Genomic DNA, 13,105 nt, shown 5'->3' on the forward strand with positions numbered 1-13,105 from the left:
GTCGCCCCCATCCAATCTCCCCCTCGAGGGGGAGATGTCCGGCAGGGCAGAGGGGGGTAACAACACCCTCTGTAATCAAAGGCCTCAGTTTGCCGGCTTGTAGATCTGGTCGAACACGCCGCCGTCGCCGAAATGGGTCGGCTGCGCCTTCTTCCAGCCGCCGAACAGCGGATCGTCGATCTTCACCAGTTCCAGCTTGGGAAACTTCGTCACGAGATCGGCGGGCGCAAGCTCCGGCTTGAACGGACGATAGTGATGCTTGGCGGCGAGCGTCTGGCCTTCCTTCGTATAGAGATAGGCGAGATAGGCTTCGGCCGCCTTGCGGGTGCCCTTGGCGTCGACATTGCCGTCGACCACTGCCACCGGCGGCTGGGCGAGGATCGATAGGCTCGGCGTCACGATTTCGAAGCCTTCACCCTTGAATTCGTCGAGCGAGAGATAGGCTTCGTTTTCCCAGGCGATCAGCACGTCGCCGATGCCGCGCTGGGCAAACGAGGTGAGCGCGCCGCGCGCGCCGGTGTCGAGCACCGGGGCCCGCTTGTAGAGGTCTGCGATATAGGCCTTCACCTTGGCTTCGTCGCCGCCGAATTCCTTGTGGGCCCAAGCCCAGGCGGCGAGATAGTTCCAGCGGGCGCCGCCGGAGGTCTTCGGGTTCGGCGTCACGATCTGCACGTCGCCTTTCACCAGATCGCCCCAGTCCTTGATGCCCTTGGGATTGCCCTGACGCACCAGGAAAACGATGGTCGAGGTGTAGGGAGCGGAATCGTTGGGCAGCCGCGTCTTCCAGTCGGCCGGGATCTTGCCGGTCTTGGATGCGATCGCGTCGATGTCGCCTTCCAGCGCCAGCGTCACCACATCGGCTTCGAGCCCGTCGATCACCGCGCGGGCCTGCTTGCCGGAGCCGCCATGCGATTGCTTGACCGACACATCCTCGCCGGTTTCCTTCTTCCAGTGCGCGGCGAAGACCTCGTCGAACTCCTTGTAGAATTCGCGGGTCGGGTCGTAGCTGACATTGAGCAGCTGCGTTTCGGCGAAGGCGGGCGCGACGCCGCCGGCTGTCAGCGCGAGGCCCATGGCGAGCGCGACGGCGCGGGATGCGAGGTGGCGGCGGGTAAGTGCGGTAATCATGCGTTCGTCCTCCTAATCGACGGAATGCATAAACCCTATTAAATTGGTATATTATGTCAATTCACTGGAGTGAAGAAAGCAAAATCTCACGCGGTTTGCGCGCAAATTTGTTTCAGGATGCGTGTGAGAACGGCGTTTGCTGAAACGCAGAGCCGGGAAAAGCCGGCGCACGAGGAATAATATTCTCCGCATCTGCCGCCGCATCGCTGTCGGAGCGCCGGTTTGGACTCGCGGTCGCGCAGCGCGAGACGAAGAAGGGCAGGCCTCGCGCGTCCGCCAGCTTTTTCGCCGAAAGCACGGAATCGCAGAGATATTTGCTCCCGCCTCGGGACCTGAGGGAAACGCATTTCTGTCTATTGGCAGCCCAAACTGCGATTATCCCGGCATCGGAATTCAGGACCAAAGACATGACCATCATGAATCTCTCCCAGGAAGCGCAGTCGCTCAACGACAAAATGGCCGGCCTCGATCTGGCGGAGCGTCTGGCGCTCGCCGCCAGCCTCGGCGGACGGGTCGTCTTCACGACGTCGCTCGGCATCGAGGATCAGGTCATCACCCATGTCATCGGCCAGAACCGCTTCGACATCGATGTCGCCACGCTCGAGACCGGTCGTCTCTTTCCGGAAACGGTGGCGCTGATCGCCGAGACGGAAGCGCGCTACGGCATGACGATCAATCGCTATTTCCCGCTCAAGGAAGATGTCGACGCCTTTGTCTCCCAATACGGCATGAACGGCTTTTATGACAGCGTCGAGGCCCGCCACGCCTGCTGCGGCGTCCGCAAGGTCAAGCCGCTGGCCCGCGCGCTGACGGGCGCGTCGGTCTGGGTTACCGGCCTGCGTCGCGGCCAGTCCGGCAACCGCGCCGACACGCCCTTCGTCGAATATGACGCCGAGCGCAACCTGCTCAAGGTCAACCCGCTGGCCGACTGGGATCTCGACCGCATCAACTGTCTCGTGACCGACGAGGCGGTGCCGATCAATCCGCTGCATGCGCGCGGCTATCCCTCGATCGGCTGCGAACCCTGCACCCGCGCCATCAAGCCGGGCGAGTCGGAACGCGCCGGCCGCTGGTGGTGGGAGAACGACGAAAAGCGCGAATGCGGCCTGCATGTGCCGGAAGCAGCGCTCCCCTCGCTCAATTCGAGCGAGCTTTAATTCGGCGTCGAACCGCCCCTCATCCGGCTGCCGCCACCTTCTCCCCGCGCGCGGGGAGAAGGTCGATGGAGCGCAGGCCTTGCCACATCCTCCTTCTCCCCGCAGGCGCGGGGAGAAGGTCCCGGCAGGGGGATGAGGGGCGGTTCTCGCCCTTGCTATAGGAACCCGATCCCGGGAAAGGTAGACAAATGCACATGTCCGAATTCGACGCCCACGCCAAGGATGCGCCGGCGCGCCAGCCGCTCGATCCGCATCTGAAGGCGCTGGAAAACGAAGCCATCCACATCTTCCGCGAAGTGGCCGGCGAATTTGAAAAGCCGGTGATGCTCTATTCCATCGGCAAGGACAGCTCCGTCCTGCTGCATCTCGCCCGCAAGGCCTTCTATCCCGGCCGGGTGCCCTTTCCGCTGTTGCATATCGATACGGGCTGGAAATTCCCCGAGATGATCGCCTTCCGCGACGCCACGGCGCAAAAATTCGATCTCGACATGGTCGTCCACACCAATCCGCGCGGCGCCTCCGAAGGGATCGGCCCGTTCAGCCATGGCTCGGCCTATCATACCGACGTGATGAAGACGGAAGCGCTGCGCCAGGCGCTCGACGCCGGCAAATATGACGCGGCCTTCGGCGGCGCGCGCCGCGACGAAGAGGCGTCCCGCGCCAAGGAACGCATCTATTCCTTCCGCACGCCCGACCATAAATGGGATCCGCGCAACCAGCGCCCGGAACTGTGGAACATCTATAACGGCATGATCCGCCAGGGTGAAAGCGTCCGCGCCTTCCCGCTGTCCAACTGGACCGAAGTCGACATCTGGCGCTATATCCAGGCGGAAAACATCGAATTGCCGCCGCTCTACTTCGCCAAGACCCGCAAATATGTCGAGCGCGACGGCATGCTGATGTGGGCCGAGGATCCGCGTTTCGAAGCGCTTCCCGGCGAACAGGTGCAGGAAGGCATGGTCCGTTTTCGCACGCTCGGCTGCTGGCCGCTGACCGGCGGCATCCGCTCCACGGCCTCCACTCTCGACGAGGTGATCGCCGAACTCGAAATCGCCACCGTCTCCGAACGCCAGGGCCGCGCCATCGACCGCGACCAGGCCGGCTCGATGGAAAAGAAGAAGCGCGAAGGATATTTCTGAGATGACCGCTCCCTCCAATCTCGCCGAACAGGCGCTCCTCAACGCCGACAGCCATGCGATTACGCGTGATTCCCGTCCGCTGCGCCTCATCACCTGCGGCTCCGTCGACGACGGCAAATCGACCTTGATCGGCCGTCTTCTCTGGGACACCAAGGCCGTCAAGGAAGACCAGGCCGCGGCGCTCAACCGCGACTCGGGCAAGCAGAACGATCTCGGCCTGCCCGATTTCGCGCTGCTGCTCGATGGTCTCCAGGCCGAACGCGAACAGGGCATCACCATCGATGTCGCCTATCGCTATTTCGCCACCGACCGCCGCTCGTTCATCGTCGCCGACACCCCAGGCCATGAGCAGTACACCCGCAACATGGCGACCGGCGCCTCGACCGCCGATCTCGCGGTGCTGCTCGTCGACGCCCGCGCCGGCCTGCTCGAGCAGACCCGCCGCCATGCGACGATCGCGACCCTGATGGGCATCCGCCAGTTCGTGCTGGCGGTCAACAAGATCGACCTCGTCGGCTACGACAAGGCGATCTTCGACAAGATCAGCCACGATTTCAAGGAACTGGCTTTGTCGCTCGGCGTCCGCCAGGTCACCGCCATTCCGCTTTCGGCGCTCAAGGGCGAAAACGTCGTCTATGACGGCCGCGCCTCCATGCCCTGGTATGAAGGCCCGACCATCGTCGAAGCGCTCGAAAAGGCCCCGGTCCGCTCGGCCCAGGCCACCGGCTTCCGCATGAGCGTGCAGCGCGTGTCGCGCCCCGGCGAAAGCTTCCGCGGCTATCAGGGCACGGTCTCGGGCGGCGCGGTGAAGCCGGGCGATTCCATCGTCATCCTGCCCTCGGGCATGATCGCCAATGTCTCCAAGATCGTCACCTTCGATCTGGTGCGCAACGCGGCGGTGGCTGGCGACGCGGTCACGCTCGTGCTCGACCGTCAGGTCGATATCGCCCGCGGCGACCTTATCGCCTCCTATGACGCCCAGCCGATGATCGGTCTCGCCTTCGACGCCCAACTGGTGGCGCTGCAGCCCGGCGGCATCCAGCCCGGCAAGCGCTACTGGCTGAAATCCGGCTCGCGCCGCCAGCGCGTGCAGGTCGAGCCGATCTCCAAGCTCGATCTCAAGACCGGCAAATGGGCCGCCGCCGAGAGCCTCGACATGAACGCCATCGGCCGCGTGCATCTCGCTTTCGACGAGCAGGCGGTGTTCGACGCCTATGAGCAGAACCGCTCGACCGGCGCCTTCATCCTGATCGATCCCGACACCAACAACACGGTGGCCGGCGGCATGATCACGGCCCGCCGCAGCGAAGTCTCAGCCATCCATGGCGACGACGCCCGCGTGCTCGTCTCGCTCCCGGCCGATCTCGCCGATCAGATCCTGACCGGCGAACTCTTTGCCGCCCGCCGCGACGAAGTCGAAATCCGCCGCCTCACCGCCGTCCAGGCCCGCAAGGCCATCGACGGCGTCGAGGAATAAGCGGTTCTGTCGGAGCCGGGAATGAGGAAGGGCGCCGCGCGGCGCCCTTTTTCGTCGATTTGCATGTCTTGAACATCACTCCGGCGCGGAGCCCGATCCCAGAAAAGACGAAAACCGCGCCAGGAACTCCATCTGGCGGGAGACGCCGGTTTTTGCCAGCACGCTTTTGGTGTGCGAACGCACCGTTTCAGCCGAGATGCCGAAGGCCTGGGAAATCTGCTTGACCGAATCGCCGGCGATCAGCCGTTCGGCGATGCGCGCCTCGGCGCTGGTGAAATCATAGAGCCGCTGCACCAGCATGCGGAAGGGCAGCCCCGGCTGCGTCAGCGGCACGATCGAAAGGATGATCGAGACGCCGCCGAACATGTCGCGTCCGCGTCCGCGCATCGGCGTCAGATGCAGCACGAAGGGCGCGTGGTCGTCCTGCCCCCGCACGCCGATCGACATCGGCGGACCGTAGCGAAGCGCCAGTTCCTCCAGTGATTGTTTGAGCAGAGCGTTGGCGACCGCGTCGGTCAGATGAATGCGGTCGGATGCGCCCGCGGTGATCTGCGCCGACAGCTGTGAGAATGCCTCGTTCATCAGCCGCACCCGCCCGCGCGCATCGAGCGTCGCGGCGGGAATGCCCACCGATTGCAGCCCCTTAAGCGCACCCTTCGTCTCCTGCTCCTGGAATTTGCGCGACAACAGCACCGAGCGCGAGATATGAGGACGCAGCGCGTTGAGCTCCGCCACCACGCTTCTGTCGAAGGGGCCTTGCGTATAGAGGCGATCGATCGAGAAGATGGCGATATCGTCGTCCGCCCCCATGATATGCGTGCCGACCACCCAGCCGAGCCCGCGCGGCCTGAGGAAATCCCGGTAGATCGGATGGTTTTCGAGTTCTTCCGGACTGACGATATCCTCGTCTGTGACGAAATCCGCGGTGGGATCGGCGAGCAGGCGCTGGGCGCGGATATTCAGGCTGCCCCAATTGCCTTTGAGCAGCGCGTCGAGATGCTCGACGCAGTTGCGCGACGCCGCCGCCGCCGAATGACCGGCCCCGACGGTGAAGAGCGAACCGCCATATGCGCCCACGGCCGCAGCGACATTCTCGATGACCTCGGGCCAGAGTTCGGGGAGTACGGCAGCCTCATAGATCCGGTCGATCAATTTATCTGTCAATTGCATGTCCCGCGACTACATCCTCCAGAGCAACCTTCTGAGCGAAGGAACCTATGGCATGCCAATATGAATGAAAATCGGGAAATGTCGCCATTGCCGTAAATTTACCGAAACATTTGTCTCTACCTCTTCTCCGCCCTACTCCAGAAGGCGCTCTTGCGACCGTGGGTCTTCTTGAGGCCAAGTTCATAGGCGGTGTGCGTCTCTAGCCCGAGCCGCGCGACGGCGTCCGCGTCCAGCCGCTTGGCCAGAACGCCCAACTGCGCCAGGTGCCGGGCGCCGTGGCCATAGGCGCTCGAGCGGGCGCGTGCGAGAATGTCGTCGAGAAGCGCCCGGTAGAGGATGGTCGCGGCCAGCGGATGGTCGTTTTCCAGTGTCTCGGCCATCTCGGACAGGATCTCCCAATAAGCGCCATCCCATTGTGTCGCCTCGCGCTCCACCAGCGCGGCGGCGAGATCCAGCCGCGGCCAGGCGGCGAGGAATTGCAGCGCCCGATAAATCTGCTTGACCGACATGACATGGGCGAAGGCGCGGTCGAGCGCCTCGAATTCCTCGAAATCGCCGAGCGCGGCGATATAGGCACCGAGCGCGCCCGGATCGAGCGCCGTCTCGAATTGTTTCCAGCGCAGCGCCTGCGCCGCATCCTTGTCGCCGAGCGCGTCGAGGATGCCCGCCTCCAACTCCGCGCGCCGGCCCGCGTCGAAAGCGAGGGCCATGCCGCCATCGGCCATATCGGTCATGCGCATCACTTTCAGGCCGCCTTTCGGATTTTTGCGCGCCCAGACCAGCGCTTCTGCGGCGCGGCCGGCCGACAGCAACAATTCGGCTACCGCAAGCGGCTCCTGCCGATGTTCGGGCAAGCTCTCCTCGATGGCGATCAGCGTGTCGATATCGCCGAGTCTCAGCGCGATCAGCTGGCGAATTTCGGAAGCCTGATGTTCGACCGGATCGAAGCCGAAGCCGCCGCGCCCGGACTTCTTCGCCTTGGGCTCGGCGAGCGGCGTGAGCGTCTTGTCCCAGCGCTTGAGCACGTTGTCCGGCAGATTCGGCAGAGCGACCTGCGCCGCGTCGATCAGATAGCCGTGCTCGCTGTCGATCAGCGCCGCCTGCATCCGTTCCGGCAGGCGTTCCAGGTCTTCCGCGCCGAGTTGCGGCGCGAGAAGTCCGATCTGTTCGATCGCCTGATGATAGACCGCCTGAATGCGGCCGCCGCTGTCGTCGATGCGATTGAACACGCCGCTATGCGTGCCGACGAAGCGCAGGATGCGATCGAGTGCGAGGGGCGGAGATGCGGGCGCGAGTTCGCTCATGATCGTGTCGACGATCACTTGGAGGTCGTCGCGAAACGCCCGCTCCTTGTTCCAATCGACGAAGCTCTTGGCGCGCGCCAGCCCGTCCAGCCGCTTGTCGATCAGCTTGGCCACGGCCTCGGGACCCTTGGCGCCGGCGAGCGCGGCTTTGACCAGCTTCTTGAAGGCGGCGTCGCGGCCGCATTGGTCGAGCGCCAATGCGGCGAGTTTGTCGAGGCCCAGGTCTTTCAAGCTCTCGATGGTCAGGGTTGTCGCGCGCGCCATGATCGTCAGCTCCTCTTTTTTAAGACCTTTTTGACAGTGAAATCGCGCGATCGACAAGAGCGCCGGACGTCTCCATCGGCCCGAAGGCGCCATTGTCCTCCAAAACCCGCCCAGATTTGGGATAGTCCGGCCACTTGCCGCTTCGCGTGTATCGTGTTCTGCTTATTTTAGGGGACTCGTACATGAGGGGAGCGCGCCATGACGACGCCTGCGGACACTCTGTTTTCTGATCAATGGCATTTGAAGAACTCCGCGGCCGGCGAGTTCGACCTCAACGTGCTGGCCGTCTGGAACGCCTATACCGGCGCCGGCGTCAAGGTCATGGTGATCGACGACGGATTCGATCATGACCACGAGGATCTCGCGGCCAATTACGATGCGACGGCGGACCGCGACTATGCCGATCTGGACGACGACGCTGCGCCAGCCTTTTCCTTGGACAAGCATGGCACGGCGGTGATGGGCATCATCGGAGCCGCCAACAATGGCGTCGGCGGCGTCGGCGTCGCCTATGGCGCGACCCTGATCGGCGCCCGGATCAGCTATGACGTCACTGCGGACAAGTGGCGCGAGCAGTTCGTTTCGGCTCTGGGCGATGCGGTGGAGCAGGGCGTCGGCGTCATCAATATGAGCTTCGGCGGCGCCGGCGATTACGACACATTCGATGGCGCGTCGAATGTGGCGCTCATCCATGCCGCCATCGAGGATGCGGTCGTCAATGGACGCGGCGGTCTCGGCATCGCGCTGGTGAAGTCCGCAGGCAATTCGCGTGATGACAAGATCGACGTCAATCACAATCAGTCCGACAACGATACCCGCCAGATCATCGTCGCCGCCGTCAATCGCAATGGGACGGTCTCGGAGTATTCGAGTTACGGCGCGCCGATCCTAGTGTCCGCCTTCGGTTCGCCGCTCGCGGGCCAGATCATCACCACGGCCATCACCGGCACGGGCGACCTTATCGATAATCCGAATTATACCGGCGTCTTCAACGGCACCTCCGCCGCCGCCCCGATGGTGTCGGGCGTGGTTGCACTGATGGAAGACGCCAATGCCGATCTCGGCTGGCGCGACATCCAGACCATTCTCGCCATCAGCGCCCGCCATGTCGGCTCCGAGGTCGGCGGCGCCGTCACAGGTTTCGAACGCACCGGCTGGGGCTGGAATGGCGCGACGAACTGGAACGGCGGCGGCATGCATTATAGTCTCGACTACGGCTACGGCTTGGTCGACGCGTTGGCCGCCGTGAGGCTGGCCGAGAGCTGGAGCGCCCGATCCACCAGCGCCAACCAGGTCTCCACGTCGGTGGATCTGCTCGATTCCTCGATTGACCTGCCGGACGGCGATCTGGCTGGAACGTCGATGACCGCCACCTTCGCCGCCGGCGTTCAGGTGGAGCGGGTGACGGTCACCATAGGTCTCTCTGCGATTTTCGACCAGGATTTCCGCTGCTATCTGACCGGACCTGACGGCCAGAGGCAGGAACTGATCGCCGATGCGGGTTATGGCGATGCGGTCAATGGCAGCTTCACCTTCCACGCCCAGGGGTTTCGCGGCGTGTCGAGCCGGGGCGATTGGAGCGTCACGCTTGTCGATGACGGGTTCGGCGACGCCGTGTCGGTGTCCGATGTGGTCGTGAACCTGTTCGGCGCCCGCGCCGGCAAGAACGACACCTATTGGTACACCAACGAATTTTCGAATTTCGTCGCCAACCATTCCAAGGCGCTCGCCGACAAGGATGGCGGCGTCGATCTGCTCAACGCCGCCGCCGTATCCTCCGCCTCGACCCTCAACCTCGCCACGGGCAAGGGCCGCATCGACGGGGTCGCGGTCACCATCGAGGGCATAGAGGACATTTTGGGCGGCGACGGCGCCGACCGGCTGACCGGTTCGAAAGCCGCCAATGCGCTGGACGGCGCGCGGGGCGCCGATCTGTTGACCGGCGGGGCGGGGCGCGATGCGCTCGACGGCGGAGCCGGCTCGGACCGCTTCATCTTCCTGGCCAAATCCGATTCCGTGGTCGGCAAGAACCGGGACGTGATCGCCGATTTCACCGGCGCCGATCTGATAGACCTCAAGTCGATCGACGCCCGGACAGGCGCCGGCAATGACGCCTTCCGCTTCATCAAGGCGCAGGATTTTCACGACCGCGCCGGCGAATTGCATATGGTCAAGGTGGACAAATCCGGCAAGGCCAACGACCTGACGCTGGTCGAAGGCGATATCGACGGCGACGGCAAGGCCGATTTCCAGATCGCGCTCGCCGGGCTGCACACGCTGACGGCCGGCGATTTCGCGCTCTGAAACCGGCATGGCGCAGGCGTCCGAGGCCTTGCCTTTGGCCCGGCGTCTGCTTACACAACCGGTCCATGCGGGCGAGGGCCCGCGCCGATGAGACGGGCCCGGACCATGATCGTATCGCATGCGCACAAACTGATTTTCCTGAAGGCCCGCAAGGTCGCCGGCACCTCGCTGGAAATCGCCCTGTCGAAATATTGCGACGGCGGCGACATCATCACCCCCGTCTCCCGCGCCGACGAGGCGATCCGCGCCCGCCACGGCTTTCAGGGTCCGTGCAATTTCAATTTCGGCTGGGCCAAACTCTTCGTCAAACAGATGAACGAGGAGCCGAGGCTCGGCAAATACTGGCTGCCGCTCAAATATTACAACCACATTCCCGCCAATCTCGCCCGCCGCCGGCTGGGGGCGAAGATCTGGAACGGCTACACCAAGCTCTCGGTGGTGAGAAACCCCTGGGACCGCGCCGTGTCGATGTTCTTCTGGAAAAGCAACAAGAAGACCGACAACCCGGATATTTCCGGCTTCACCGATTTCCTGATCGAGAAGAAGGCCTATATCGCCTCCAACTATCGCAACTACATGATCGGCGATCGAGACGTGGTGGATTTCTACATCCGCTACGAACATTTCGAAGAAGACATGCGCCGCCTCGAAGCGCAGAAGCCGGGGCTGACAGGCCTGTGGGACACGATGACCGACATTCACGCCAAGGGCTCGACCCGCAACCGCGCGCTGACCACCCAGGACATCTTCAAAGCCCACCCTAAGGCCGATGCGCTGATCCGCGACATGAACGCCTGGGAAATCGAGAAGTTCGGCTACAGCTTGTGAGGCGGCCCCGCCTCTCCGAGCAGCGATTATTTTCCGGGCCAGGCGCTCAACGCCTGCCTGGCGATGGCGGACAGCTTTTCTCGTGGAAAACCTGCCTTCGCCTGGACGGCGACGCCATGGGCGATCGTCAGCAGATAGGCGGCGAGCACTGACGGATCGACGTCGTCGGGGAGATCGCCTTCGCCTTTGGCTCGTTCGAACCGCTCGCGCAGCACAGCCTCGCCATCGGCGCGCCATTTGATCAGGGCTTGGCGGCTGGCTTCGGAATCGTCCGAGCCCGCGACGCCGCCATTGATGCCGAAGCAACCCGTTCGATCGTCGAACCGCGTGCTGAGCTCGACAGCGCCCTCGAGCACCCGTTGCGCGACCTGCCGCGACGTTTCGAGTTCGATCGCCTTCCAGACATAGCTGCCGTAATGGGCGTTGTAACGCTCCAGCGCCCGGAGAAAAAGCGCCTCCTTGTTGCCGAAGGCCGAGTAGAGGGCAGGGCGCTCCACGCCGGTCGCCTCCACCAGGTCGGCGTAGGAAGCGCCTTCATAGCCTTTGCGCCAGAACACGGCGAGCGCCGCCTCCAGCGCTTGCTCTATGTCGAAAGTCCTCGGGCGACCCATGCGGTGTGATCCCACTGCCGATCATCGTTTCAGAATGCTCGTTATGTAAGTCGCTTGACAGATCCTGTCCAGTTTCATAACGATTATTATGTAATGAGCGTTATGAAACGCTTGCACGCAATCGAGGACAATGATGGCCGATACGCCCAACCGCAAATTCACACTCGCCGCCCGCCCTGAAGGCCCTGCGAGACCCTCGGATTTCACGTTTCTGAAAGAAGAGGCTCCAACACCGGGGGAGGGACAGGTTCTCTTCCGCAACCAGTTGTTTTCCATCGATCCCTACCAGCGCAATTTGATGGGGAACGGCTCGTCCGAATGGCCTGCGATCGAGATCGGCGATCCGATGGGCGGACCGACGGTCGCCGTGGTGGTGGAAAGCCGTTGCCCGGATTTCGCGCCTGGCGATCAAATCCAGACCTGGTCGGGCTGGCAGGACTACGCCGTCTCGGACGGATCCGACATCCGCAAGCTCGACGAGGCCGTCGCGCCTCTGTCGACCGCGCTCGGACCGCTAGGTCTCACGGGCTTTACCGCCTGGTACGGCATGACGAGGGTTCATGACTTCAAGCCCGGAGGCACGCTGCTGGTCACGGGCGCTGCAGGCGCGGTGGGTTCGACGGCGGCGCAGATCGGCAAGCTCCGCGGACTCCGGGTCGTCGGCATCGCCGGCGGGCCGGCCAAGACCGCCTATCTCAAGGACGAGCTCGGCCTGGACGCGGCGATCGACTATAAGGCGGATGATGTCGAAGAACAGATCCGGCGCGCCCTTCCCGACGGCATCGACGCCTTTTATGAAAATGTCGGAGGCCCGCTCTTTCCGGTGCTGATGGAATATTTCAATCCGCATGCTAAGATGGTCGTCTGCGGCACGATTGCCGATTACAGCGATACGGAACTGCCTCGCGGCGTCAATTATCTGCCTCGCCTGATCACGCTGATCCACTATCGTTTCGTCGATATCATGGCCTTCGCCACACCCTATGTCATGCATGCGTTCCCGGATTTCCTCGCCGAGATGACGCCTTTGGTCGCCAGCGGTAAGATCCGCTACCGGGAAGAATTCGTCGACGGGTTCGAAAAGCTCCCCGAGACGCTGCTGACCCTGTTCGACGGCAGCCACAGCGGCAGGAAGCTGATCGTCAGAGCCGACTGACGGGATACGATGCGGGGGGCGGAGAGACGGTCGCAACGACGCGGGACCGTCCGCCGCCCCATAGGCCGGAGACGGCTTAGGAAGCGGCCCCTTGCTCGGAGGGCGCGAAGGTCTGGAGCTGCTCGAGCAGGCGCGCGGCGGCGTTGTCGTCGTGGTCGCTGTCTTCCAGTAGGCGCTCGATCTCGGCCTCGGTCAACTTGCCGTCGCCATTGCCGTCGAAGATGTTGAAGCCGACCGCACCCAATGTCCCGTTTTCAGGCGAGGCGCTGGTCGCCAATTGGGCGCTGAAATCTTCGGATGTCGGGTTGGCGTCGACGTCGTCGGTCAAGCTTCGCCACAGCGCTTCGACCTGCGATTCATCGCCGCCGCCATTTTTGACCGACTGTGAAAGTTCGAGGCGGCTCAGTTCGCCATCCTGGTTGTCATCGGCAAGCTCGAACAGCGCGGTGCGGTATTCCGTGTTCAGCGCCTGCTTGTCGGCTGCGCCGCCGGCCAAGGCGCCCACGACCAGGGCGTCGAAGCCCTGATCGGCGGCAGAACGCGAGGACGATGTCTTTGAAACAGGAT

Annotated in this window: 11 protein-coding genes; 6 read left to right on the top strand and 5 right to left on the bottom strand. The window is 63.4% G+C overall.

Going from position 1 to position 13,105, the window contains the following annotated elements:
• Positions 1-84: 84 nt before the first annotated feature.
• A complete protein-coding gene (locus tag OCK01_RS13325; RefSeq protein WP_412179008.1) occupies positions 85-1,128 on the bottom strand; it encodes a sulfate ABC transporter substrate-binding protein in 1,044 nt (347 codons plus the stop codon).
• Positions 1,129-1,535: 407 nt separating this feature from the next.
• Between OCK01_RS13325 and OCK01_RS13330 the strand changes: the two genes are divergently transcribed.
• The 3 genes from OCK01_RS13330 (at position 1,536) to cysN (ending at position 4,901) form a co-directional block, all read left to right on the top strand.
• Positions 1,536-2,285 carry a phosphoadenylyl-sulfate reductase gene (locus tag OCK01_RS13330; protein ID WP_263824334.1) on the top strand — a complete coding sequence of 250 codons (750 nt, stop codon included), beginning with the start codon at positions 1,536-1,538 and terminating at the stop codon, positions 2,283-2,285.
• 188 nt (positions 2,286-2,473) lie between these two features.
• A complete protein-coding gene (gene cysD, locus OCK01_RS13335) occupies positions 2,474-3,424 on the top strand; it encodes a sulfate adenylyltransferase subunit CysD (protein ID WP_263824335.1) in 951 nt (316 codons plus the stop codon).
• A 1-nt stretch (position 3,425) separates the two neighbouring features.
• Positions 3,426-4,901: a sulfate adenylyltransferase subunit CysN gene (gene cysN, locus OCK01_RS13340; RefSeq protein WP_263824336.1), complete on the top strand. Its 1,476-nt coding sequence runs from the start codon at positions 3,426-3,428 to the stop codon at positions 4,899-4,901.
• 75 nt (positions 4,902-4,976) lie between these two features.
• Here cysN and OCK01_RS13345 read toward each other — a convergent pair whose 3' ends face one another.
• Positions 4,977-6,065: a helix-turn-helix transcriptional regulator gene (locus OCK01_RS13345; protein ID WP_263824337.1), complete on the bottom strand. Its 1,089-nt coding sequence runs from the start codon at positions 6,063-6,065 to the stop codon at positions 4,977-4,979.
• Between the two features lie 122 nt (positions 6,066-6,187).
• Entirely contained in the window at positions 6,188-7,639 is a 1,452-nt protein-coding gene (locus OCK01_RS13350; RefSeq protein WP_263824338.1) for a DUF6880 family protein, read from the bottom strand.
• Positions 7,640-7,837: 198 nt separating this feature from the next.
• Here OCK01_RS13350 and OCK01_RS13355 point away from each other — a divergent pair, with 198 nt between their 5' ends.
• Complete coding sequence (locus OCK01_RS13355) at positions 7,838-9,943, top strand: S8 family serine peptidase (protein WP_263824339.1); 2,106 nt, start codon at positions 7,838-7,840, stop codon at positions 9,941-9,943.
• A gap of 87 nt (positions 9,944-10,030) precedes the next feature.
• Entirely contained in the window at positions 10,031-10,771 is a 741-nt protein-coding gene (locus OCK01_RS13360) for a sulfotransferase family 2 domain-containing protein (RefSeq protein WP_263824340.1), read from the top strand.
• 26 nt (positions 10,772-10,797) lie between these two features.
• On the opposite strand, the gene OCK01_RS13365 is transcribed toward OCK01_RS13360, so the two are convergent.
• Positions 10,798-11,382 (bottom strand): TetR/AcrR family transcriptional regulator, encoded by a 585-nt coding sequence (locus OCK01_RS13365; protein WP_263824341.1) that lies wholly within the window; start codon positions 11,380-11,382, stop codon positions 10,798-10,800.
• 133 nt (positions 11,383-11,515) lie between these two features.
• Between OCK01_RS13365 and OCK01_RS13370 the strand changes: the two genes are divergently transcribed.
• Positions 11,516-12,538: an NADP-dependent oxidoreductase gene (locus OCK01_RS13370; RefSeq protein WP_263824342.1), complete on the top strand. Its 1,023-nt coding sequence runs from the start codon at positions 11,516-11,518 to the stop codon at positions 12,536-12,538.
• A gap of 76 nt (positions 12,539-12,614) precedes the next feature.
• Here OCK01_RS13370 and OCK01_RS13375 read toward each other — a convergent pair whose 3' ends face one another.
• Positions 12,615-13,043, bottom strand: a complete 429-nt coding sequence (locus OCK01_RS13375) for a hypothetical protein (protein ID WP_263824343.1) — start codon at positions 13,041-13,043, stop codon at positions 12,615-12,617.
• Between the last annotated feature and the right edge of the window lie 62 nt (positions 13,044-13,105).

This window comes from Rhizobium sp. TRM95796 (genome assembly GCF_025779995.1).
GTDB lineage: Bacteria > Pseudomonadota > Alphaproteobacteria > Rhizobiales > Rhizobiaceae > Rhizobium_E.

Bases quoted from the DNA above. Each gene is read 5' to 3' on its own strand.
- OCK01_RS13360 (WP_263824340.1), top strand. From the start codon at position 10,031: ATGAGACGGGCCCGGACCATGATCGTATCGCATGCGCACAAACTGATT.
- OCK01_RS13325 (WP_412179008.1), bottom strand. From the start codon at position 1,128: ATGATTACCGCACTTACCCGCCGCCACCTCGCATCCCGCGCCGTCGCG.
- cysN (WP_263824336.1), top strand. From the start codon at position 3,426: ATGACCGCTCCCTCCAATCTCGCCGAACAGGCGCTCCTCAACGCCGAC.
- OCK01_RS13365 (WP_263824341.1), bottom strand. From the start codon at position 11,382: ATGGGTCGCCCGAGGACTTTCGACATAGAGCAAGCGCTGGAGGCGGCG.
- OCK01_RS13350 (WP_263824338.1), bottom strand. From the start codon at position 7,639: ATGGCGCGCGCGACAACCCTGACCATCGAGAGCTTGAAAGACCTGGGC.
- OCK01_RS13330 (WP_263824334.1), top strand. From the start codon at position 1,536: ATGACCATCATGAATCTCTCCCAGGAAGCGCAGTCGCTCAACGACAAA.
- cysD (WP_263824335.1), top strand. From the start codon at position 2,474: ATGCACATGTCCGAATTCGACGCCCACGCCAAGGATGCGCCGGCGCGC.
- OCK01_RS13370 (WP_263824342.1), top strand. From the start codon at position 11,516: ATGGCCGATACGCCCAACCGCAAATTCACACTCGCCGCCCGCCCTGAA.
- OCK01_RS13355 (WP_263824339.1), top strand. From the start codon at position 7,838: ATGACGACGCCTGCGGACACTCTGTTTTCTGATCAATGGCATTTGAAG.